Origin of the sequence: Pseudophaeobacter sp. (assembly GCF_039971195.1) — a bacterium.
Lineage (GTDB): Bacteria > Pseudomonadota > Alphaproteobacteria > Rhodobacterales > Rhodobacteraceae > Pseudophaeobacter.
The window spans coordinates 20,583-43,268 of the sequence record NZ_JBDWPJ010000008.1; the positions used below are offsets into that span (position 1 = coordinate 20,583).

A 22,686-nucleotide genomic window follows, 5' to 3' on the forward strand; every position below is an offset into this window, starting at 1 on the left:
CGAAAGTCGTCTCGCCCACAAGAGGGGGGCTAAATCAGCGGGACCAGGTGATTGTCCCAGGCCAGGTCATGCTGTTGCTTCAACTCAATCAAATCCTTCTTCAGCGCAAAGGTCTGGCCAAGTCCAGTACTGGCAAGCAGACCAGACGGCGACGTGGCAAGGCCGCAGACATCTCTGAGGTGGTACTCGTGAATGATCTGAGCATTGGCGCTTTGCATCACCTGAACCAAACCGCCGCGGGGGGAGCTCACCGCGATCTCTGCCCCGTCGGGGGTAAAGGCGACCGAGCCGCCATAGCCCTGAAGACCGCGTAACCGGGGATCTTCTGCTGCCAGCAGGCGCGGGGTGCTCCCGGGCTGGTAAAGGCCAACAATCGGCACCACAGCGCCGCTATCTCCCTGCCATTGCATGGCAAATCCGATGGTGCCGTCTGGGGATAGGCACAGATGACGGATTGAGTTCAGCTGCAGCTCCTGGGAAAGTTCCATCACCTCCTGCGGTTCTCCCTCCAGGGACATCAGTGTCAGGTTGGAGCGCATCTCTGGCAGGTTCAGTTTGGCGCGGCCGCTGTCCGGGTGGGTTTCGATGCCACCATTGGCGATGACCAATTGGGGCTCCCCGCCCATGTTCCAAAGCAGCATGTCGTGGGGACCAATGCCGCCTGAACTGAAGCTTCTAATACGGCGATAGTCTTGTTTGACCTCCCAGACGCCGATCACTCCCTGGGCATTTTCAAAGTCGTTTTCGGTGGTGAACAACCGGCTGCCATCTGGGGAAAAGCGCCCGTGCCCATAAAAATGATGGCCTGTCGGCGGGAGTAGGCGGGCAAGCCGCGCACCATCGCGGCAGTCGATCACATCGGCAAAACGACCGGGACGGCGCGCAAAGGCCACGGCCTCGGGGCGGTGCGGGTGAGCCGCTGCCGCATGGCCGCGCCCAGGCAGGGGGCAGGTGAAGCGGATCGCTCCGGCGTCAGACAGCCCTGCCAGCAGGTGGTTGCCGGTGGGGTCTTTGGCAGCAGAAAGAAAGGCTGGTCCGCCAAGATCGGCCCAGCTGGGGCTGGGCGCGAGACCACTGGCCAGAAGCCCTGCAATAAACCCGCGTCGGCTCGTCATTTATGTCAATCTCCGTCGAGCGAATTGAACCCGGCCAGAACTCCAAGCGAGGGGCCAAGATCGCTTGCGATCAGGTTTCGCAGGTCGTTGACCTCTTGTTGCAGCGCCTCGATGCGAAAACGTTTGGCCGGATCAGCTACACCTTCAAGGCGCGGGTCCTCCAGGCGCAGGGCACGCAGAATTGGCTTTTGGAAGGCAGCGTCCAGTTTTTTGATCAGCTCCTGATCTCCATCCGCCAGCGCGATGGCCAGCGGGTGCAGGGACTGCAGAGCCAACACAATGTGGTGCAGACTGCGCCCCGAGCGCCAGGCCTCGGCGCGCCTGGGGCGGGGCTTGTCAAAGCTTCCCAAAGGTCGGCCCAGGCGCATGTCTGAAAGCACTTGCAACCCTGTGTTCAGGGCCTTGAACAGCTCTTGTTTGACCTCTGTTTCATTCTGATAGCGCCCACTGGCCTGGCGCATTTGATCGGCGTAGCTGCCTTGCCAGTCCCGATGTATTGCCGTGGCGTTTGCGGCGATGTCGCGGGCCATGGCGGCGGTCAGGGCACAGCGATACTCATGCGGCTTGGCGCTGTTGAAGCCAGAGTCAAAGTACATGAACTCCAGTGCATAAAACCCCCGTCCCGCGATGGAGGACTGGGCAAAGCTCTCGGGGGTCAGCAAGCTGGGGTCAGCAGCGCGAAGATGATTGGCCAGGGTCTTGGGCGTCTTGCCACGGCTGTCGGGCCAAAAGGCCAGGGCAAAGGCACGGTTGTCCGTTTCGCTAGGACCAAACCGCAGGTGGCTCACCCGGATCCAATCGTCAAAGGCCTGGGCATAGGCATCGCGCAGCGGGCTGGCACCGGGGCGGCAAATGGTTTCGGCCACCCGCGCCAGATCCTGGCTGCTCTCGGCCAGGGCCTGCATTGCGGGCAGGATTTGATCATTCAGGATCTCATCAACCAAATCGGCGCGTGACGCGGTAGCAAAAAGGCAGGCAGCAGTGGTGAGAGCAAAGAGGGTATGTTTCAATTCAGAGGCTTTCCAAAAAACGAAGGAGGGCGGCGCGATCAACTGGCGAAAGATCAACAACCCGGTCACGGGCGGATTTGGCCTCGCCGCCATGCCAGAGGATGGCCTCAAGCAGGCTGCGGGCGCGGCCATCATGGAGATAGGTGGCGGCTGGGTTCACCTGTTTGGTGAGGCCGATCCCCCAAAGCGGCGGAGTGCGCCATTCGCGGCCCGTGGCGCGGCCTTCGGGGCGGTTGTCGGCAAGACCCTCGCCCATATCATGCAGCAGTAAATCACTATAGGGCCAGATCAGCTGAAAGCTGTTCTCTGGCCTATCCGTAAGGCGTTGGGTGACAAATTTGGGGGTATGACAGCTGGTGCAGCCGCTGGTGTAAAACACTTCCTTGCCGCGCAGCACCTCTGGGTCATCGATATCGCGCCGGGCGGGCACTGCCAGATTGCGGGTGTAAAATGTCACCAGATCCATATTGGCCTGGTCAATTTCGGTGCCGCGAATGTCGCCATCCCCATGTGGGGCGGATAGGCAATCGGTCTGGGGCTGGGTGCAATCCCCTGCGGGGTCGGGAAACAAAGGTGTCGAGATGCCGATGTCGCCGGAAAAGGCCGCTGCAGATTGCTGGTGCAGGGTCGGCATGCCGGCCTTGTGGCCAAAGCGCCCTAGCATGATCTGGTCGAATTCGGGCGACCAGGCGAGGTTGGCACGGCCAGAAATGCCGTCCCCATTGTCGTCATGCTCATCCGCATTGGCGAGGATATCGGCAGCAGAGATGGCTTCGAGCAGGCCAAGGCCAATCATCGACGGCGCCAGCCTAGGCGACAGCATCGCATCCGCCTGCAGTGGACCATAGCCCAGTTCGGCGGCGGTGTAGAGGGGCACCCGCAGCTCAGCGCTCTCGCCACCTGCCAGGGTGACGATTTGCTGGGTATACTCAACGCGCAGACGATATTCTGGGGCAAGGCCGGGGCGGGAGAAGTCCTGTAACTGGCCGCCATAATTGGGGTCGGGTGCGGTCCCGATATAGTCCGTAATCGCCTGCAGGTTCAGCGGGGTTTCACCGGGAACAGAGATCCGCAGAAACATCGAGGCGGAGCGATAGTCGGGATCTTCGGGCACCACACCGCGCCCATCTTTGACGTGGCAGCGCTGGCAAGACCGGGCGTTGTAAAGCGGGCCAAGCCCATCCGAGGCCAGGGTGGAGGCCGGGGAGAAGACCCAGATTTTCTTGAACAGCCCATTGCCAAGCTTGAACTCCAGCTCCTGCTCAAAGGACAGATTGGCGCTGTGCTGCGAGAAGGCCTCATCATCATCGCGCGCCCGAATGGTGGCGGCTCCAGCTGGGTTTTCCTCAAAGCTTTCAGGGGTGGTGAAATCCGTCGTCGGCGCGGTAGCAGCGCTGATGCGGGCCTGTTCCTGAGCGCTGCGCGGCGTGATGTTCAGATGTGGGTCACCCAATGGCAGGGTGGATAGATCAAAGGCCAGAGCAGGGGAGGCTGCCGCAGTAGCGGCAGCCAGAAGGATGTTACTCTTCAACCGCTTCCATTTTGGTGGCGTTGAGTTGGGCATAGTTTTCGGCACCAATCCGGTCGTGAAGTTCAAGTTGGGTTTCGAGGAAGTCGATATGGCCTTCTTCGTCCGCCATCAATGTTTCAAACAGCTTCATGGTCACATAGTCGCCAGCATCGTTGCAGACATCGCGGGCTTCCTTGTAGAGCGCACGGGCGCTCTCTTCGGCGGCTAGATCGCATTCCAGCGTTTCCTTGGGAGTCTGGCCGATGCGCAGCGGGTCCAGTTTCTGCAGATTGGGATGGCCGCCAAGGAAAAGAATGCGTTCGATCAGACTGTCCGCGTGCTCCATCTCTTCGATGCTTTCTTCGCGGCTTTTCTTGGCCATGCTGCCCAGGCCCCAATCGTCCTGCAGACGATAGTGAAGCCAATACTGGCTGACGGCTGTCAGCTCATGACGCAGCGCTTTGTTGAGATAGTCGATGACTTTGGGGTCGCCCTTCATAGGTGCTCTCCTGAGTTGCAGTGCGGCGCAGGTTCTGAAGATGCGCCGGTACAGTGAGCTTATCATTATTGCGCATTGTGTCGAGGAAGAGCGGCATGCACCCGCCACAATCCGCTGCCTTGCCAAGAGCGTGGTAGATTTTACCGGGCGTGATGAGCGTGTCTGGATCGGCGTTGCGCATCCAGTCGATCGCCGCGTGAATGTCGTGATCAGAGATCGAGGTGCAGTGGCAGATGATCATGCGAAGAGCCTCTGGGAATTAATACGCCACTGGCGCGTTGCTCTGCTTAATATCTGATGAAAATAGTCGGGATACAAGTTTAAAAATCTGATTGTTTTTATCGGGTAACCGGTTTGGTGAAAAAAATGGGCCGCAAAATGCGGCCCATTGCGGTTTTGAAGGCGAAACTTTCCAAGCCCGAGGGAAACGGAAATCAGGTTAGATATGCCTCAATACCTCCGCGATGTCTGACTTAGCCCCCCAGAGGAATAATCAAGTTGGCACCAAGAATGGTGTCTTTCACACCGCTGTCATCGTGAAAGGCCAATGCGCCTCCCAATGCCATGCCGTTCTGAAACTCATATTCGACGGCGATCGAATGCAGGTCGGTCTTGCCAGAGGTATCCAGGTCGCGCTGTGACAGGGTGCCCGAGAGGGTCCAGCTGCCAATGCCATAGGCGGCATTCAGGGTGACAAAGGTCGCATCATCGGCGGTGCCGCCAAAGTTGTCGAATGCGGCAACTTCGGCAAAGACATCAAGCCCGCCGTCAAAGGAATGGCCAAGACCGGCAACAAAACCCTGTTCGTCATCCACGTCACCCTGGCTGGCACTCAGATGTCGGGCGCCGATGTGGAAACGGGTGTTGTCCACCTCGTGGTTCCATTGGATGGCAAGGTTGTCCAGTTTTCCGGTGTTGCCAGCGCCGCCGGTATTGGAGCGGTTGCGGCCACGATCATGGCCCCAAGAACGGCTGAGCCCGGTGTCATCGGCAAAGAAGATCCCAAAGGAGAGGGTCCCGGCGCCGTTGAGTTCGACATCGGCCAGAATCCCGACTTGCTCGAGCAATTCATAGTCTTCAGACAAAGTACCGCCAAAGAAGCCGGCCGTGTCGTCCCAGGCGCTGCCAAAGACTGGGTGCAGCTTACCAATTGCCACATTAGTGGACTGGCCCAACCCAAAGCTAAAGCCCAATTCTTCGACATAGAGCCCCATGTCGTCAAAGGTGCGATCTGCGGTTGGATCCGTCAGGCTTTCGGCAGTGAGTGTCGAAAAGATCGCCATGTTATTGCCAAAGCTATAGGTGCCGGTGGCGGTGATGATGGCATAGGTATTGCGGATTTCATTGGCGGCAACATCCGAAGAGATCACCTGTTCGTTGCCAATTTCGATTTCACCTTCCCAGGTGAAGCCCTGTTCGGCCAATGCAGCGTTTGCGCACAACAGAACGGGCGCGCTGAAAGCCAGCGCGGCGTAGGTCTTGGTAGTCATTTGGTTTGTTTTCTTTCTGGTGGGGCAGGGCCTGGCCGTGGGTATCTGCCAGGTCCTGCCGGTCGTGAGTGGGCGTTATGTTATAACTAACGGTTACTTATTCGAAGACTGCTGATGGATTGTCAAGGCTGTCGGAGCCTTCAAATTCCAAACCGTTCAGGCTGAGCAGTTTTACAACGCGTTCAATCGACTGTGTCTGATCGACCAAGCCGTTGACGCCGCCCATGATCAGAGCCTCGCCAGCGGCATTGCCCTGTTCCAGCATCTGGTCATAGGAAAAGCCAGCTTCGGCGGTGGATTTGATGCGGCCCAGGGCCTGCATGGTGGCGGCGAGCTTCTGGCGCATCTCGACATCCAGCGCCGGATCAGCTGCGATGACCATGTCGGACAGGGAGGCACCGGAGACCAGTTCGCCGTTCACCCGGACATATTCGCCAAGGTAGACGTTCTGCACACCCAGACCATCATAGTAGTGGCTGTTATGGGTGTTGTCAGAGAAGCAATCGTGCTCTTCTTCCGGGTCATTCAGCATCAGACCAAGGCGCATGCGTTCGCCTGCCTGTTCGCCGTAAGACAGCGACCCCCTGCCGGTGAGCATGGCAGAGATGCCAGCAGCTTCATCGCTCAGCAGGGTGCCGCGTGCCGCGCCGGTTTCGCCCCACTGCGCGGCCATCCATTCCAGATCAGAGACCAGAAGATCAGTGGCGGCCTTCAGGTAGTCGCCGCGACGGTCGCAATTGCCATTGGTGCAACTGTCACCCGCGGCATAGTCGGTCCAGCTGCGCGCCCCGGCGCCGTGGTTGGTGCCGTTCAAATCCTGGCCCCAGAGCAGGAATTCAACCGCGTGATAGCCAGTAGCAACATTGGCTTCGACGCCGTCTGCTTCGTGCAGGGTATCTGACAGCAGGGCAGGGGTGATCTCGCTGGTGTCGATGGATTTGCCGGAGAGGTCAAAGCTGGGGTTGGCGATCACGTTCAGTGCAGCAAGCGCGTTTTCATCACTTGGACCACCGTAAGACGCGTCGACATAGTCGATCAGGCCTTCGTCCAGCGGCCAGGCATTCACTTTGCCTTCCCAGTCATCAACCAAGGCATTGCCAAAACGGAAGACTTCGGACTGCTGATAGGGCACGCGGGCAGCCAGCCAGGCCTGACGGGCGGCTGTCAGGTTCTCTGCCGAGGGGACGGCGATCAGAGCGTCAACAGCTGCCTGCAGGGTCTGGGCCGTGGCCAGGCTGTCCTGAAATTTTGCCTCAGCGATATTGGCGTAATTGGTCAGAACCTCGGCTTTTGTTGCAGCCAGGGTTGGGGCCGCGGTGACTGCAAGACCTGCCAGAATGGTACCGGAAAGAAACAGCGATTTCATATGTGATGTCCTTGAAGTGTAGCTGGGAAGAGTAGCTTGGTTGGGTCGATATAGGGTCAGTGCAGGGTGGCGGATCCCGGGCGGTAGCTGCGTCGTGGTGCCATGCCTCCGGTAATCTGCTGCAGAAATAGACCGCTTTGTGCGGCCAGAGCGCTGAGTTTTTGCGCCTGTTGTGGTGCCACAAGGAGGGTTGCGAGCAGATCGGCATCTGTAGCCTCGCCCTCGATGGCGGCGGCCAGAAGATTGGCAAAGCAGTTCTCATCGGCGCCCAGGCAGGAACAACTCATGCCATGACGCATCAGTGGGCGGCGGCCATGGGTGACACAAAACTCACAAAGCGCACCAAAGCAGTCAAAGGCGGCTCTGGCGCGGGTGGGGCCGAGGCTGTTGCAAAAGGCCTGATGCAGATCAGCGCGGGCGGCGCCACCGCTGAACCAATAGCGGAAATAGCGCACGGCCCCGGCCTCAAACGGCGGCAGGTCGGCAAGCAGGCCAACGGCGGCAGCGCCGCGTCTGGAGGGCTGCGGGTCGCTCATTTGGTCAGGATCAGCTTTCCGGCGCGGGTGATGCGCAGGCTATAGATTTGCCCATTGAGAAGGATGCGGGCCTGAATGCCGCCGCGGGTGAGATCCTCGGCGTGATAGGTCGGGAAGACTTCGGGGGAGGCGGTGGTTGGTACGGGGTTGGATGTCATCTGGTTCATGAGGGTCGCCCATTGTTGAATTCCGCCTTGTCCAAAAGCCACTCCAGGCAGAGTCCCGAAAGGGACCCGCTGGGGGCAAAAACCGAGGACCAGAGTTCTTCACGTTCTGCCGCTTGCTGAGGGCGGGCGCGGGATGAGCTGGTCTGAGGGGTGCTAATCGACATGGTGGCGATTTCTATTTGTGAGATGCAGATATGGGCTGGCCTGACGAGTCAGGTTGGCTGAGACCCCTTATACCTGATTAATTTTATCAGAAAACCCATTCCGAGTATTTTTGTCAGAAAAATGTCCCCAGAGGCATATCATTTCCGGAAGTGAAACAATGCTGTAAGTGTGCTGGATTTTGTTTCCATGGCCGAGTGGGCGTTGCCAAAAGGAAAAGCCCACCTTGAGACAAGGCGGGCTTTGCAGGTCATGGAGCCCTATGGGGCTCCGGAATGGGAGGCCTGGTGAAGGGCGGCGATCTAGTCGCGGGTGCCTGCGAACCTGGCCTGCCACTCTTCGCGCTGTTCATCGGTGATTTTGGCAAAGAGGTTTTCAGGAACCTGGAAGCCATGGCCGGCAGACAGCATGGAGAGCGCTGCGGCGACATCGCTGGGCCAGCTGCGGTCGTCGCAATTCAGCGCCTGCATCAGGCTGTCGCTGGCGCTTGGAATGAAGGGGGCGCTGAGCACCGCATAGAGGCGGATCAGGTTGAGGCCGAGGCGTACCTGGGCAGCAGCCTGATCGGGATCACTTTTGAAGGTGGACCAGGGGGCGGTGCTTTGCAGATATTCGTTGCCTGCCACCCAGATGGCGCGCAGCTCCTGGGCCGATTTGCGCACGTCCATGTTTTCCATGTGCTGCTCATAGGCCTGGATGCGGCTGGTGAGTTCTGTGACCAGGGCCTGTTCCGGATCCCCATAGCTGCCACCCTGCGGTACTTCCTCGCCAAATTTGGAGCGGCAGAATTTGGTGATGCGGCTGACAAAGTTACCAAGAACATCGGCGAGATCCTTGTTCACCGACTGCTGGAACTGCTCCCAGGTGAATTCGGAATCCGAGCTTTCAGGTGCATGGCTGAGCAGCCACCAGCGCCAGTAATCGGCGGGCAGGATTTCCAGCGCCTGATCCATGAAGATGCCACGGCCCTGGCTGGTGGAGAACTGGCCGCCATCATAGTTCAGATAGTTGAAGCTTTTGAGGTGATCGACCAGTTTCCATGGCTCGCCCGATCCCAGAATGGTGGCCGGGAAGGAAAGCGTGTGGAAGGGCACATTGTCCTTGCCCATGAACTGGACGTATTTCACGTCATCGGCGCCCATGTCTGTGCGCCACCAACGCTGCCAGTCAGCATCGGTCTTGCCATTGGCCTCAGCCCATTCGCCGGCGGCGGCGATATATTCGATCGGCGCGTCGAACCAGACATAGAAGACCTTGCCTTCCATGCCGGGCCAGTCCTCGGTGCCTTTTTTCACCGGAATGCCCCAATCGAGGTCACGGGTGATGCCACGATCCTGCAAGCCGTCGCCGTCATGCAGCCATTTCTTGGCGATCGAAGTGGTCAGCACTGGCCAGTCGGATTTGCTGTTGATCCAGGCATCCAGCTGGTCTTTCATCTGGCTTTGGCACAGGAACAGATGCTTGGTGGCGCGCACCTCCAGATCTGTAGAGCCCGAAATGGCTGAACGCGGGTTGATCAGATCGGTGGGGTCCAGCTGCTTGGTGCATTCTTCGCATTGATCGCCGCGCGCCTTTTCAAAGCCGCAGTTGGGGCAGGTGCCTTCTACATAGCGGTCGGGCAGGAAACGGCCATCGGCATGCGAGTAGATCTGGCTGTCGTCCACTTCGCGGATCAGGCCTGCCTCGGCCAGCTTGCCGGCAAAATGCTGGGTAAGCGCGTGGTTCTGTGGGCTGGAAGAGCGGCCAAAATGATCAAAGCTGAGGCCAAAGCCCTCGGCGATCTTGGCCTGGACCGCGTGCATTTCAGCGCAGAACTCCGCCACGGGCTTGCCAGCCTTGGCAGCGGCGAGCTCAGCCGGGGTGCCGTGTTCATCGGTGGCGCAGAGGAACATGACTTCGTTGCCGGTGGCGCGCTGGAACCGGGCATAAAGATCAGCGGGAAGCTGACTGCCAACCAGATTGCCCAGGTGCTTGATCCCGTTGATATAGGGAATTGCCGAAGTAATCAGAATGCGAGCCATGCCATCCACCCATGTGTAAAGTCAGAGGCCCGTCTACCCCATGCGGGGCGGCACGAAAACCCCGGCTGAGCCATTCGCAGAAAATTTGCCTGCGAAGGCTGCTTTGCCTTGCTTTGTAGGCCGCTGTGACGCACCTTTTGGGAGAGTATTTTAGCCCATCGCCTTGAAATTTCACAGAGGCGTTACCACATTGATTGCATGCCATTGTATACCGTTTCTCGTCTACCTGTTTCTTTCTGATCTGTTCCCTTTTGACCTGAGGATATTGCCCATCGATGTTTGACTACCTGTTTGACCCTGCCTTCCTGCCCTTCAGTTTTGCGCTGGCGCTGCTCTTTGGCCTGGCCGGGCTGGAACTGGCGGCGTTGTTGATTGGCGCGAGCTTTCTTGGCAATGGTGAGGCTGATGCGGATCTGGGCGGGATTGACGGTCTCGATGGTCCTGACGCGCCGGATCTGGGCGATATCGGTGGCGATCTCTCTTTAGACACTGATGGCTTGAGCGATTTTGGAGATCTGGGCGATCTGGATCTGGCGGATATCGACGGTATGGATCTGGCCGAAGGCGCTACGCTGGTTGATGCCTCTGGTGGGGTCGGCAGCTGGCTGGGGCTGGGCAAAATGCCGATGTTGATCTGGCTGGCGGCCTTTCTGCTGGGCTTTGGTTTGAGCGGTGTCGGGCTGCAACTGGGGGTGAAGTCGCTTATTGGCTCTGCCCTGTCCCCCTGGTTGATTGGCGCTCCGGCTGGTGTCTTTGGCATCTGGTTTGCCCGCAGCTTTGGTTCTGTTTTTGCACGTCTGCTGCCGCAGGTGGAGACCGAAGCCCTGTCCGAGCGCAGCCTGGGCCGCCGTCGCGGGGTGATCACCCAGGGCACGGCTGCCAAGGGACGCCCTGCCGAGGTGCGGGTGATGGATCGGTACGGCAATGCCCACTACCTGCGCGCTGAACCCTTTGCCCAAGGCGAGGAAATCACCCAGGGCACCGATGTTTTGGTGATCCGGGACAGGCGGCAAGATGCCTATGTCCTGATCCCGCTGTCGGAATGAGACCCAGCGCCACCATGTGGCTGCTGACACAAAGGCAAGTTTGAAATGGCCAAGAAGACAGCCAAACAGACTGCCGAAACATTATTGAACGATGGAGGAATTCAAATGGATTTTCTGATTATTGCTGTGCCTGGCTTTCTGGCATTTCTTCTTGTTATTGGTCTGGTGCTTGGGCGCTTGTATCGACGCTCAACCCGCGAAGTCAGCCTGATTAGAACGGGCTCGGGCGGTAAGAAGGTCATCATGGACGGTGGCGTTCTTGTGGTGCCGCTCATGCATGAGGTCAGCCCCGTCAACATGAAGACACTGCGTTTGGAAGTTAAGCGCGACGGGGAGGCGGCCCTGATTACACAGGACCGGATGCGTGTGGACGTTGGCGTTGAATTCTACGTCTCGGTCATGGCCACAGCTGAGGGCATTGCCCGCGCGGCCCAGACTCTGGGCGACCGCACCTTTGACGTAGAACAGCTGCGCGAGATGATCGAAGGCAAGCTGATTGATGGTCTGCGCGCGGTTGCGGCACAGATGACCATGGATGGGCTGCATGAAAACCGCGCCGACTTTGTGCAAGAGGTGCAAAATGCCGTCTCAGAAGACCTGACCAAAAACGGTCTCTCGCTGGAATCCGTATCCTTGACTGCGCTGGATCAGACCCCGTTTGAAGCCCTGGATGAGAATAACGCCTTTAACGCTGTTGGGATGCGTAAACTGGCCGAGGTGATTGCGACATCAAAGATGGAGCGCGCCCAAATTGATGCGGATGCGGATGTTTCTGTGCGCCGTGCGGCGATGGAGGCACAGCGTCAGAAGCTGTTGATTGAGCAGGACGAAGAACAGGCTCGCATTGAGCAGAAGGAGCGGGTTGAAACACTGCGCGTCGCTCAGGAGGCTGAGATCGCTGCGCGGACCGAAGACTCGGTGCGTGAGACTGAACGCGCCCGGATTGCCCGTGAAGAAGCGATCCGCTCGGCTGAGATTGCGCGGGAACGCAAGATCCGCGATGCGGAGATCTCCAAGGAACGTGAGCTGGAAGTGGCCGAGCAGGAACGCCAGATCATCATCCAGCAGAAATCCGAAGAGGAAAGCCGCGCCCGTGCCTCGGCGGATCTCGCCCGTGCTGAGGCCACCAAGGCCACAGAAGCGGTGGCAACCGCCCGTCAGGTGGCAGAAGCTGAGCGTGAAAAGCAGATCGTGCTGATCCAGGCCACCCGCGAGGCCGAACGCCAGGCCACAGGCATTCGTCTGGCGGCGCAGGCTGAAAAAGACGCCGCCGCTGACCGCGCCGAGGCGCGCCGCGAAGAGGCCCAGGCAGAGGCGGACGCGCTCAACATTCGCGCCGAGGCGAAGAAGAACGACATGCTGGCCGAAGCTGAAGGTAAGCGTGCCATAGTTGATGCGGAAAATGCGCTCTCGGCTGAGCTGATTGGCATGAAGGTGGATCTGGCCCGTCTGGAGGCAATGCCTTCGATCGTGGCCGAGATGGTCAAGCCGGCCGAAAAGATCGACTCGATCAAGATCCATCAGGTCAGCGGCATTGGAGCCGCGGGTGGTTCTGGTGGCAATGGCCAGACGGTTCAGGCCGGAAGCGGCGAGAAGCCTGTGGTGAATCAGGCGCTCGATTCGATCATGGGCATGGCGGTACAGATGCCAGCGCTGAAAAAGCTGGGCGAAGAGCTGGGCCTGTCGATGGAAGATGGCGTCAGCGGCATCGCCAGTGCCGCGCTTGGGGCGAAAGAAGAGCCCAAAGCAGCGGAAGAAACGCCTGCCGTCGTGAATGGCGAAGCCACAGAGGTGGAGCCGGGCGCCTCAGCCTGAATTCAGCAGTAAGAACAGACCAAAAGGGGCCGGTTCTCAGGCCCTTTTTATTTGCGCTCGCGGGAGCGTTTCAGCAACCGTCCAATGGTGAAGGATGTGCGCGGCGCATAGACATAGCGGGTACGGTCTTCGGCCTCGGGCGCGGGACGGGCCTGCATTCGAGTCAGGCCAAACACGATCAGGGCCAGATGGCCAATGGCGACAAAGGCAAAGAGCGCCGGTGGGCCATAGCTGCTGATCAGACTGGAGGCCACATAGGGCGCGGCAATGGCGCCTAGGGCGAAAAAGAACATCAGCGCCGCCGAAAGCTCAACCCGTTGTTCAGATGTGGCAAAGTCATTGGCATGGGCGGAGGAGAGCGAGAAGATGGGGAAGGTGGTCAGGCCAAAGAATCCCGCCGCCAACATCACCCCGATGGTGCCGGTCTGGCTTGCGGCCATGGTGATGAAACAGCTGCCGACGGCAGCGGCTGACAGCCAGATCAGCACCCAGCGGCGGTCATATTTATCCGCCAGCCAGCCCATCGGATATTGCGCCAGCGCGCCGCCCAGCACAAAGGAGGCCAGGAAGAAGGCGATCTGACCGATTTCCAGCCCGACCTCTTGACCATAAATAGGCCCCACCATTCGAAAGGAGGCGGAGCTGAGCGCGGCGACAATCACCCCGGCAACGGCCAGCGGTGAGCAGCGCCAGGCCAGCTGCGGCCGCAGGCGCGGTGCGGCAGGGGTCTCTGGCTGGCTGGCGCGGGTCAGGGTGAGCGGCAAAAGCGCCGCACAACACAGCAGCGCCAGCAGGTTGTAAGAGACATAATAGGCCGGCGGCAACACCGCGATAAACAGCTGCGCGCCCAGGGATCCGCCCATGTCGACCAGCCGATAGGTGCCCATGGCACGGCCACGGGTCTCATTGGTGACCTTGGCATTGAGCCAGGCTTCGATTACCGTGTAGCTACCGGCAACACAGACCCCAGAGGCAATCCGCATGGCGGCCCAGGCATAGGGATCATTTGTCAGGGTATGGCTGATCAGCCCCATGGCCCCCAGCGCGGTACAGACCGCAAAGGTGCGCGAATGGCCGATGCTGCCCAGCAACCGTGGGGCCCACCAGCAGCCAATGAAAAATCCCAGGAAATGCGCCGAACCCAAAAGACCGATCTGCTTTTTGTCAAAGCCAAGGGCAAAGCCCGAGAGCGCATCCAGCGGCCCGACGCCTCCGGTTGCAAATTGCAAGAGCACGACAGACAGGAACAGGGCGGCAAAGGAAATGATCATACGCATGATGGGCCATCAATGCCGCATCGGCGCTGCAGCGCAAGAGGTTTTTCGACAGGAATGTCGCAACCAGTGGTTTGGCAGCGCTTTATGTCACTTGGGTCATGCTGGCACGAATATCCAGACGCACCTCATCTCCGACCAATGCAGCAAAGCCCGTCGCGCCATAGGCGGCCCGGCTGAGGCTGCCCTTTAGGGTGAAATCAAGCCGGCTGAGGTCATTCGCAGCGCTGCCTGGGCGGCGGTACAAAGCGGCCTCTAGGGGGATTGGCAGGGTGGCACCCCGCAGAGTGAGGTCGCCGATGATCTGTGCCCCGCCCGAAAGGCGCTGTTCAGGTCCCAAAAGGATCTGCCGCGAGACAAAGCTGATCTGCGGGTGGCGGGCGGTATCCAGAACTTCGGGTCCGGTCATGGCCTGGGTTGCCAGGATGAACCCGGTCTTTGCAGCGCTGGCGTCGAGGGTGACTTTGACCTTGGTTTCCGCCAGCCTGTGCGGGTTCAGTTCGATGGCAGAGCTGACAACGGGGATCGAGCCTTTTTGCCAGATGCCATTGAGGCGAAAGCCGAACTTCACTTTGGTGGCTTCTGGGTCAAGTCTGTATTTACTTCGCCCTGCCATTAAGGGTGCAGGTAGTGCCCCCATTCCGATGAGGCCCAGAAGACCCCAAAGGGTCTGACGTCGTGACAACATGATCTGCCCCTGCAAGCCTGTGTTTGATATGGGGCGCTCCCCTGCTTCCCCGCACCCCTAGCAGGTTTCTTGGGCAGAGACAGCGGCGATGTCATCACTGTTGCGTGGCCCGCAGGTGAGGACCCTCGGATGGGAGGTCGGCCTGAGGTGCAGGGCAGAGCTGTAAGCCACTGCGGGGAGCCTTTTGCTGCAGGCGCCAGCAGGCCGGGGGCTGGGTGCGGGCACGCAGACGGTCAAGCTGCCAGATCCGCTGCCGCCCTTGATGGGCTGGCGACATGTGCCAGCGGCTCTCGATACCGGCGGCCCCGCCAGATCCCGGGGTGAGCAGCAGCGCCAGCGGCGCAACACCGAGGCTGCCGCCCTGTTCGGCAGCCAGATGCAGACGGCGCACCGGCGTCATCGCAGGGGGCTCTTCCAGATCGGCCACCACCAGCGGGGCGGCACCAGAGCGCAGCGCTTCTTCGATGGCCCAAAGCTGATCTTCACGTCGGGGCGCGGCGACAAACAAGAACCGCGCGGGATCGGCAAAATCCATCATCCCATCGGGGTTCAGCGTTACAGGTTGCCACTGCGGCGTGATCCAGAGCACCGGCCCCTGGGTGGAGGCCGCCAACCAGAGCGCAAAACTGCGCCGAGCAGGGCCGCAGGCCTCATGGGCGCGGCCGCGTTCTAGAGTGATAGCCGGGGTGATGGCTGCGCCTCTGGTCAGCAGTGAGAGGCTGGCACGGGGACGGTGGCTGTGGCGGGAAAGCAGGTGAGTCGACATGACATTTTCCTATCATGTTCGCTATTTGTTCTCAATCATCTTTCCGCAAATCAAACAGGAGAAATGGGCGGAGCTTCAGCGAATCCGGAGACCGACCCGCTGAAGCCCCATAAGAGCGCTTTGAGACTAGCCCTCGTGCGGCACGGTGGGCCCACCGGCCTTGTCCCAGGCGGTAAAGCCGCCCTCAAGATGCATCACCGGGGCCAGGCCCATTTCCATGGCGATCTTGGCGCTCAGCGCCGAGCGCCAGGCGCTGGCGCAGTAAAACACATAGGTTTTGTCCTGATTAAAGATCGGCTTGTGATAGGGGCTTTCGGGATCAATCCAGAACTCCAGCATGCCGCGGGGGCAGGAAAAGGCGCCGGGGATCATGCCGGAGCGCCGCAATTCACGAATGTCGCGCAGATCGACAAAGACATAGTCGGGATCCTGGGCTTTCTCTTTGGCCTCCACGATGGACATGGTGGAGACAATTTCATTGGCTTCGGTCAGCAGGGCTTTGACGCCCTGGGTGATGTTCTGCGCCATAGTTGCGGCTCTCCCTTTGGGGTTGCGGGGGTTCATTTTGGCTAGGCTCGCGTATTCCGTGGGTAAGCACAAGGTGGTCTGGTGCTGGCTTGCGCCCAGATTTGGGCGCGCTAAGGTCGCTGGCGAAAATCAGGCAACAGAACCGGGCCAGTTGAAGTGGCCTGTAGACGGCTGAGCAATGAAGGAATGCGCGATGAAGATGAACCCCTTGGGACGCACCGGGATGATGGTGTCGGAGATTTGCATTGGCACCATGACCTTTGGCACCCAGACCTCGGAAGCGGAGGCCCATGTGCAGATCGAAACCGCATTGGCGGCGGGGGTGAATTTTGTCGATACCGCCGAGATGTATCCGGTCAATCCTGTTTCAAAGGAAACCGTTGGCCGCAGCGAGGAAATCCTCGGCAACTGGAACGCCAAGACCGGGCGGCGTGGCGATTACATCCTGGCGACCAAACATTCCGGCGAAGGTCTGGCGGTGGTGCGTGACGGGGCACCGATTTCTTCCAAGACAATTGCCGAAACCGTTGAAGGCTCACTGAAGCGGCTACAGACGGATTACATCGATCTCTACCAGTTTCATTGGCCCAATCGCGGCAGCTATATGTTCCGCAAAAACTGGAGCTATGATCCCTCCAGCCAGAACCGCGAAGAGGTGCTCGATAATATGCGCGACTGCCTAGAGGCGCTGCAGGGGCAGGTCGACAAGGGCAATATCCGCGCTTTTGGCCTGAGCAATGAAAGTGCCTGGGGCACGGCGCAATGGCTGCGGCTGGCCGAGGAGGGGGTGGGGCCACGGGTGGCCTCAATCCAGAATGAGTACTCGATGATCTGCCGGATGTATGACACAGATCTGGCCGAGCTGAGCCACAATGAGGATGTGGGGCTATTGGCCTTTTCGCCACTGGGGACGGGGCTGTTGACGGGTAAATACCAGCAAGGCGCTGTGCCAGAGGGGTCCCGCAAATCCATCGTCCCAGAACTGGGTGGACGCCATTCGCCGCGGGTCTACGATGCGGTTGCGGCCTATCTGGAGATCGCCGCGCGTCATGACCTGGACCCGGTGCATATGGCCCTGGCCTGGTGTCGCAGCCGGCCCTTCATGGCCAGCGCGATTTTTGGCGCGACCACGCAACTCCAATTGGAACATGCGTTGAAATCGGTAGAGGTGGAGCTGTCAGCGCAGGTGCTGGAAGAAATCAATCAGGCCCATCGCGCCCATCCGATGCCCTATTGAGGCGAGAGTACAGCCAGTGGCTCCCGCCTGCGCCAGATGCATTAAAATGCATCTTTGCAGTTGGGCCCGGCGCCGCGCGTTGCGCGGCGCAAAAGAAAAGGAAGGGCCTGCTGAGAAGCCACTGAGGGGCAGGTCTGCCCCGCAGTGGCCCAACCGAGCCTATCCCCACATTCTCCGCCTCAAGGGTAAACCCTGCTGCGCAGGGCCGCGCGGCGGCCCTTGACCCGGTGCCTGTGGAGTTGGGGGTATCAGTGGGTGGTGGGGCGTGGTGTTTCCGGGCGGGCGTGCCCGCTGGCCCCAAACCCGGCTTTTTCCGGCATGTTGCGGTTCTGGCGCAGCTCCCGCGCTGAGGTGCCATGGGCGACGCGGAAGGCGCGGGCAAAACTTGACGGCGAGGTGAAGCCAGTGGCCAGGGCGACTTCCATCAGCGACAGATCCGTATCGCTGACCAGGCGGCGGGCCTCGGCCAGACGCAGGTGCAGATAGTGATCCTGCGGCGTGGTGTTGAGCCGCAGGCGGAACTGCTGTTGCAGGCTGCGCGGGCTGGTGCCCAGGCGCTGGGCAATTCTGGTCAGGGTCAGTGGCTCGTCCAGGGCGGATTCCATCAGGGCATTGGCCTTGGCGGTGAGCGCATTGTGTTTGTGACTGCCAAGGCGGCTTTGTGGGCGACTGGGCGCGGCAGGACCATCATAGAGGAACAGGCCTGCCACGCGGGCGGCAAAGCCGGCCCCATGACGTGTGCTGATGATATGCAGCATCATCTCAATGGCCGGGGTGGCACCACCTGAGGTCAGCCGCTCGTCTGAAACAGTGAAGCGGTCATTGCGGCAGTCCACATCCGGGAAACGGGCGGCAAAATTCTCCAGGTCTTCCCAATGGGTGGTGGCGGGGTGGCCCTTGAGCAGACCTGCCTCGGCCATCAGCCAGGGGCCGCCATCGATGCCGGCAATGGTGGTGCCCTTGGCGGCGATGCGGCGCAGGCCCGCCAGCAGGCTGGGGGTGGCTTGCCGTGCCAGCTGGAAGCCGGCGACGACAATCAGCAGCTCGCAATCTTCAAGCCGGGCCAGCGGCAGGCCAGGCACCGAAAGGCCGCTGGTCAGCATTGGTTGTTCATCGGTGGCGCTGACATAGTCCCAATCAAAGACACAGCGCCCGGCCAGACGATTGGCGGCACGCATCGGATCGACGGCGGCGGCAAAAGAGAGCGTGTTGCATTCATCAAGCACCAGCACTGCTGTTTTCAGCGGGCGATGTTCGGGTTGCAGGATGTTTTTTGCGGATTTCATCAACTTCGATTCGCTTGGTGTAAACTGTCTGCACAAAGGCTGAGGCAGACTGGGCGGTGAAGCAAACAGGAATCTGGGGAAGAGCTTGGGGATAACTCTAGGCAAAACCCTGTACATTGCGGGGAAAACCAAAATGCCTCTGAATATGAACAAAAACGTCTTTATCACCTGTGCCGTGACCGGATCGGGGGGCACGCAGGATCGCAGCCCACATGTGCCGCGCTCGCCCCAGCAGATCGCCGAGAGCGCGATTGCCGCGGCCAAGGCCGGTGCGGCTGTGGTGCATTGCCATGTGCGCGATCCTGAGACCGGTGCGCCCTCACGGGATCTGGGGCTCTACCGCGAAGTCACCGACCGGATCCGCGACAGCGACACCGATGTGGTGCTGAACCTCACTGCCGGTATGGGCGGTGATATGGTCTTTGGCGATGTTGAAAACCCGCTGCCGGTCAATGAGGCCGGCACCGATATGATTGGCGCCACCGCGCGGATGGCGCATATCGCGGAATGCCTGCCCGAGATTTGTACCCTGGACTGCGGCACCATGAACTTTGCCGAAGCCGATTATGTGATGACCAATACGCCGGGCATGCTGCGCGCCATGGGGCAGATGATGGCGGATCTGGGCGTTAAGCCAGAGATCGAAGCCTTTGACACCGGTCACCTTTGGTTTGCCAAGGAGCTGGAAAAGGAAGGCATCCTGCAAAGCCCAGCCCTGGTGCAGCTTTGTATGGGGGTGCCATGGGGCGCGCCCAATGATCTCAACACCTTCATGGCCATGGTCAACAACGTACCGACGAGCTGGAACTGGTCGGCCTTCTCATTGGGGCGGGACCAGATGGCCTATGTGGCGGCGGCAATCCTGGCAGGTGGCAATGTACGGGTTGGTCTTGAGGACAACCTTTGGCTCGACCGCGGCGTGCTGGCTGAAAACTACCAGTTGGTGGAACGCGCTGGCACCATCATCGAGAACATGGGCGGCAAGCTGATGGGACCGGAAGAGGTGCGCGTGCAGCTGGGGCTGACCAAACGCGCCCCTGTCGCGAAATAATACAATTCTAAGGGTAGCGTCAGGTGGGAAGATTCGTAATATCCAGAAATGGTTATTCTTTTTGTCTTCTCATTCGTCGCTGCCTGCATTCTTGCTCTTGTAGCCTTTCTGCAATCTGAAGCCAGCTGGTGGAAGGGGCCCTCGGCCTCGATTGCTCTTTTTGCGCTTGGGGTGGGCATCATCGTCCTCATCCCGGAAGGCGCACTGAAGAACAGTATTCTGCCGCCGGCTATCTTTCTCTCTGCCGCAGCATGGTATTGTGCTGGATTGGTCGGAGTGGGGGCTGTGTCGGCTCTGGTTTTGCGCAGATTTGTTCCTAAGGGCAGGATCGTCAAATTGGTTTTTGGCGGTGGCTGGGGTTTGATGTTTATTGGACTGCTGACACTCGCCCCTTGACTTAAGGAAGATACGAATGTCGAAAACAGCAGCAATCATCGGTGGCGGTGTAATTGGCGGCGGCTGGGCCGCGCGGTTCTTGCTCAATGGCTGGGATGTGCGGGTCTTTGACCCCGATCCCGAAGCCGAGCGTAAAATCAGCGAAGTGCTGAGCAATGCGCGCCGGTCCCTGCCGGGGCTGGGCAATGTTGCGCTTCCGGCTGAAGGCGCTCTCAGCTTTCATGACACTCTGGCCGAGGCGGTGTCGGGCGCAGATTGGATCCAGGAAAGCGTGCCAGAGCGGCTCGACCTGAAGCAGAAGGTCTATGCCGATTTGCAAAAACACTGCGACGGAGATGCTGTGATTGGCTCTTCCACTTCCGGATTTAAACCCTCGGAATTGCAAGAGGGGCGCAGCAATGCCGGTCAGATCGTGGTGGCGCATCCCTTTAACCCGGTCTACCTGCTGCCTCTGGCCGAAGTGGTCACAACTGTTGCCAACTCCGAACAGGTGATTGTGCGGGCCAAAGAGATCCTTTCGGGGATTGGCATGTTCCCCCTGCATCTGAAGAAAGAGATCGACGCCCATGTGGCGGATCGCTTCCTCGAGGCGGTCTGGCGCGAGGCGCTTTGGCTGGTCAAGGATGGCATCGCCACCACGGAAGAAATCGACAATGCCATCCGCTATGGCTTTGGCATTCGCTGGGCGCAGATGGGTCTGTTTGATACCTATCGCGTCGCCGGTGGCGAAGCGGGGATGAAGCATTTCATGGCGCAGTTCGGCCCCTGCCTGACCTCACCCTGGACCAAGCTGATGGATGTGCCGGAGTTCACTGATGAACTGGTGGATCTGATCGCGGGCCAGTCCGATGCGCAGTCCGGTCATCTCTCAATCCGGGATATGGAACGCATTCGCGACGACAATCTGGTGGGCATGATGCGCGCATTGGGTGCCAATGACTGGGGCACAGGTGCGCTGCAGAATGCTCATGATAAGACGCTCGAAGGGGCTGCCGGGCTGGTCAATTCCATTGAGGAGCTGAGCGATCTGAGCCAGCCGGTGCTGACCCAGAGCCGCATCGTGCCGCTGGACTGGACCGACTACAATGGCCATATGACCGAGAGCCGCTATCTGGATGCCTTTGCCCAGTCCACAGATCGTCTGATGGCGATCATTGGCTGCGATGCCGAATATATTGCCAATGGCGGCAGCTATTTCACCGCTGAGACCCATATTCGCCATATTGATGAGGTGCATGCCGGCCATCCGATCCAAATCAAAACACGAGTGATCATGGGCGCGGGCAAGAAGATGCATCTGTGGCATGAAATGTTTGAAGGCGACCGACTACTGGCCAGCGGGGAACACATGCTCTTGCATGTGGATCTGAAAACGCGCCGCTCCGCCCCGCCCGCGCCGCATATCGAGGCCAATCTCATCAAGCTGGCCGAGGCCCATGCCGCGCTGGAAGCGCCCCATGGGCTGGGCCGCGCCATCGGAGCACCAAGGTGAGTGCTGCTGCCAAACGGGTTCTGATCACTGCCGGTGGATCTGGTATTGGGCGCGCTATGGCGGAGGGCTTTTCTGCCGCAGGGTTTGAGGTCTGGATCACTGACCTGAACCCAGACACCGTGGCCAATCTACCCGAAGGCTGGCGTGGAACAGTGACCAATGCCGCTGATGAGGCCTCGGTGAAGGCGTTGTTTGCTGAGATCACTGCCACCTGGGGCGGTTTGGATGTTCTTTGTGCCAATGCCGGTATCGCCGGGCCGACGGCCCTGGTGGAGGATGTGGCGCTGGCGGATTGGCGTGCCTGTGTCAGCGTCAATCTAGAGGGGGCGTTTCTGGCGGCAAAATACGCCACGCCGCTGATGAAATCGGCGAAATCCGGCTCGATCATTGTGACCTCTTCCACGGCGGGGCAATATGGCTACCCCAACCGGGCGCCCTATGCGGCGGCCAAATGGGCTATGATAGGCTTGACCAAAACCCTGGCCATGGAATTGGGACCCTTTGGCATTCGCGCCAATGTGATTTGCCCCGGCGCGGTGGAAGGCCCCCGCATGGAGGGAGTATTGCAACGGGAAGCCGAGGCAAAGGGTATGAGCCGCGATCAAGTCTATGCGGGCTATGCCGTCGGCACCTCAATGCGCAGCTTTGTCGAGGCCAGAGACATTGCCAATATGGCAGTGTTTCTGGGGTCGGATGCGGCGCGGCTGGTCTCGGGGCAGGTGATCGCGGTGGATGGCCATACGGAGAACCCGGATCCCAAGGTCTAGCCCGGTGCCGGGCTGCCAGGCTCAAGTCGCTGCCGCGTCTTGAGCCTGAACGGCGTGCCTAGGGCACGCCTGAGCCGGGGGCTGGGGTTTTCGCAGAGCGATGACCTCGGGCGATCAGCCGCTGATGGCGGCGCGCAGAGCCCGCAATCGGCCAGAGACCTGGCGGGCAGTGATATCGGCTTCGCGCACAAGGCGGTCAAAATGTCCGGTGAAAGTCTCGATCCGCGCGCGGTCACGAAAGGCCATATAGTGACTGCCGCCATAAAACACGCAGAGCAGCGGGCCAAAGATGGTCAGCGGCGAGGAGAACAGCCGCTTGGCGTCAAACAAGTAGATCCGCAGGCGCGGATAGAGCTGGGTGGTGAGGCGCTCGAACTGTTCCAGCTGCTGCAGCCGGATCTCTAGCGGCAGCCCGGCGTAGTACCCCGAGGCATGGGCAAAGCTTTCGAGCTCAAAAATCCGCA

22 protein-coding genes and 1 pseudogene are annotated in these 22,686 nt (G+C 59.8%); 7 read left to right on the forward strand and 16 right to left on the reverse strand.

Features of this window, described 5'->3' with window-relative positions:
• Positions 1-29: 29 nt before the first annotated feature.
• The 10 genes from ABJP42_RS00390 to metG all read right to left on the reverse strand — a co-directional run bounded on the left by ABJP42_RS00390 (position 30) and on the right by metG (position 9,876).
• Positions 30-1,115 carry a DUF1513 domain-containing protein gene (locus ABJP42_RS00390; protein WP_348337895.1) on the reverse strand — a complete coding sequence of 362 codons (1,086 nt, stop codon included), beginning with the start codon at positions 1,113-1,115 and terminating at the stop codon, positions 30-32.
• Positions 1,116-1,120: 5 nt separating this feature from the next.
• Positions 1,121-2,125, reverse strand: a complete 1,005-nt coding sequence (locus ABJP42_RS00395; protein WP_348337896.1) for an imelysin family protein — start codon at positions 2,123-2,125, stop codon at positions 1,121-1,123.
• 1 nt (position 2,126) lies between these two features.
• On the reverse strand, positions 2,127-3,689 hold the full coding sequence (locus ABJP42_RS00400) for a di-heme oxidoreductase family protein (RefSeq protein ID WP_348337897.1): 1,563 nt from the start codon (positions 3,687-3,689) through the stop codon (positions 2,127-2,129).
• A complete protein-coding gene (gene bfr, locus ABJP42_RS00405; RefSeq protein ID WP_348337898.1) occupies positions 3,646-4,134 on the reverse strand; it encodes a bacterioferritin in 489 nt (162 codons plus the stop codon). The genes ABJP42_RS00400 and bfr overlap by 44 nt, the downstream gene beginning before the upstream one ends.
• Positions 4,082-4,375, reverse strand: coding sequence for a (2Fe-2S)-binding protein (locus tag ABJP42_RS00410; RefSeq protein ID WP_348337899.1), 294 nt, complete (start codon positions 4,373-4,375; stop codon positions 4,082-4,084). The genes bfr and ABJP42_RS00410 overlap by 53 nt, the downstream gene beginning before the upstream one ends.
• Positions 4,376-4,607: 232 nt before the next feature.
• Entirely contained in the window at positions 4,608-5,624 is a 1,017-nt protein-coding gene (locus ABJP42_RS00415; protein WP_348337900.1) for a porin, read from the reverse strand.
• 97 nt (positions 5,625-5,721) lie between these two features.
• On the reverse strand, positions 5,722-6,990 hold the full coding sequence (locus tag ABJP42_RS00420; RefSeq protein ID WP_348337901.1) for an imelysin family protein: 1,269 nt from the start codon (positions 6,988-6,990) through the stop codon (positions 5,722-5,724).
• A gap of 56 nt (positions 6,991-7,046) precedes the next feature.
• Positions 7,047-7,526 carry a hypothetical protein gene (locus ABJP42_RS00425; protein WP_348337902.1) on the reverse strand — a complete coding sequence of 160 codons (480 nt, stop codon included), beginning with the start codon at positions 7,524-7,526 and terminating at the stop codon, positions 7,047-7,049.
• The gene (hemP, locus tag ABJP42_RS00430; RefSeq protein WP_348337903.1) at positions 7,523-7,693 is read right to left on the reverse strand and encodes a hemin uptake protein HemP; all 171 of its coding nucleotides are present in this window, start codon (positions 7,691-7,693) and stop codon (positions 7,523-7,525) included. The genes ABJP42_RS00425 and hemP overlap by 4 nt, the downstream gene beginning before the upstream one ends.
• Positions 7,694-8,157: 464 nt before the next feature.
• Positions 8,158-9,876, reverse strand: a complete 1,719-nt coding sequence (metG, locus tag ABJP42_RS00435) for a methionine--tRNA ligase (protein ID WP_348337904.1) — start codon at positions 9,874-9,876, stop codon at positions 8,158-8,160.
• Between the two features lie 275 nt (positions 9,877-10,151).
• Here metG and ABJP42_RS00440 point away from each other — a divergent pair, with 275 nt between their 5' ends.
• Together ABJP42_RS00440 and ABJP42_RS00445 are read left to right on the forward strand one after the other, a co-directional pair.
• On the forward strand, positions 10,152-10,922 hold the full coding sequence (locus ABJP42_RS00440) for an OB-fold-containig protein (protein ID WP_348337905.1): 771 nt from the start codon (positions 10,152-10,154) through the stop codon (positions 10,920-10,922).
• A gap of 105 nt (positions 10,923-11,027) precedes the next feature.
• Positions 11,028-12,737 (forward strand): flotillin family protein, encoded by a 1,710-nt coding sequence (locus ABJP42_RS00445; protein WP_348337906.1) that lies wholly within the window; start codon positions 11,028-11,030, stop codon positions 12,735-12,737.
• Positions 12,738-12,784: 47 nt separating this feature from the next.
• On the opposite strand, the gene ABJP42_RS00450 is transcribed toward ABJP42_RS00445, so the two are convergent.
• From ABJP42_RS00450 to ABJP42_RS00465, 4 genes are all read right to left on the reverse strand, one after another.
• The gene (locus ABJP42_RS00450; protein WP_348337907.1) at positions 12,785-14,014 is read right to left on the reverse strand and encodes an MFS transporter; all 1,230 of its coding nucleotides are present in this window, start codon (positions 14,012-14,014) and stop codon (positions 12,785-12,787) included.
• 82 nt (positions 14,015-14,096) lie between these two features.
• Entirely contained in the window at positions 14,097-14,699 is a 603-nt protein-coding gene (locus ABJP42_RS00455) for a YceI family protein (protein WP_348337908.1), read from the reverse strand.
• 94 nt (positions 14,700-14,793) lie between these two features.
• Complete coding sequence (locus tag ABJP42_RS00460; protein WP_348337909.1) at positions 14,794-15,465, reverse strand: ImuA family protein; 672 nt, start codon at positions 15,463-15,465, stop codon at positions 14,794-14,796.
• A 126-nt stretch (positions 15,466-15,591) separates the two neighbouring features.
• On the reverse strand, positions 15,592-15,993 hold the full coding sequence (locus ABJP42_RS00465; RefSeq protein ID WP_348337910.1) for a rhodanese-like domain-containing protein: 402 nt from the start codon (positions 15,991-15,993) through the stop codon (positions 15,592-15,594).
• A 193-nt stretch (positions 15,994-16,186) separates the two neighbouring features.
• Between ABJP42_RS00465 and ABJP42_RS00470 the strand changes: the two genes are divergently transcribed.
• Positions 16,187-17,230 (forward strand): aldo/keto reductase, encoded by a 1,044-nt coding sequence (locus tag ABJP42_RS00470; protein WP_348337911.1) that lies wholly within the window; start codon positions 16,187-16,189, stop codon positions 17,228-17,230.
• Between the two features lie 248 nt (positions 17,231-17,478).
• On the opposite strand, the gene ABJP42_RS00475 is transcribed toward ABJP42_RS00470, so the two are convergent.
• Positions 17,479-18,516 (reverse strand): GlxA family transcriptional regulator, encoded by a 1,038-nt coding sequence (locus tag ABJP42_RS00475; protein WP_348337912.1) that lies wholly within the window; start codon positions 18,514-18,516, stop codon positions 17,479-17,481.
• 133 nt (positions 18,517-18,649) lie between these two features.
• Between ABJP42_RS00475 and bcoG the strand changes: the two genes are divergently transcribed.
• Genes bcoG through ABJP42_RS00495 form a run of 4 tightly spaced genes read left to right on the forward strand, consistent with a single transcriptional unit; the run spans position 18,650 to position 22,222 of the window.
• Positions 18,650-19,567 (forward strand): 3-dehydrocarnitine:acetyl-CoA trimethylamine transferase BcoG, encoded by a 918-nt coding sequence (gene bcoG / locus ABJP42_RS00480; protein WP_348337913.1) that lies wholly within the window; start codon positions 18,650-18,652, stop codon positions 19,565-19,567.
• Between the two features lie 48 nt (positions 19,568-19,615).
• The gene (locus tag ABJP42_RS00485) at positions 19,616-19,963 is read left to right on the forward strand and encodes a hypothetical protein (protein WP_348337914.1); all 348 of its coding nucleotides are present in this window, start codon (positions 19,616-19,618) and stop codon (positions 19,961-19,963) included.
• 16 nt (positions 19,964-19,979) lie between these two features.
• Positions 19,980-21,455 carry a carnitine 3-dehydrogenase gene (locus ABJP42_RS00490; protein ID WP_348337915.1) on the forward strand — a complete coding sequence of 492 codons (1,476 nt, stop codon included), beginning with the start codon at positions 19,980-19,982 and terminating at the stop codon, positions 21,453-21,455.
• A gap of 56 nt (positions 21,456-21,511) precedes the next feature.
• A complete protein-coding gene (locus ABJP42_RS00495) occupies positions 21,512-22,222 on the forward strand; it encodes an SDR family oxidoreductase (RefSeq protein ID WP_490363169.1) in 711 nt (236 codons plus the stop codon).
• Positions 22,223-22,336: 114 nt separating this feature from the next.
• Here the strand turns inward: ABJP42_RS00495 and ABJP42_RS00500 are convergent.
• Positions 22,337-22,686: pseudogene (locus ABJP42_RS00500) on the reverse strand (transcriptional regulator); the annotation flags it as partial.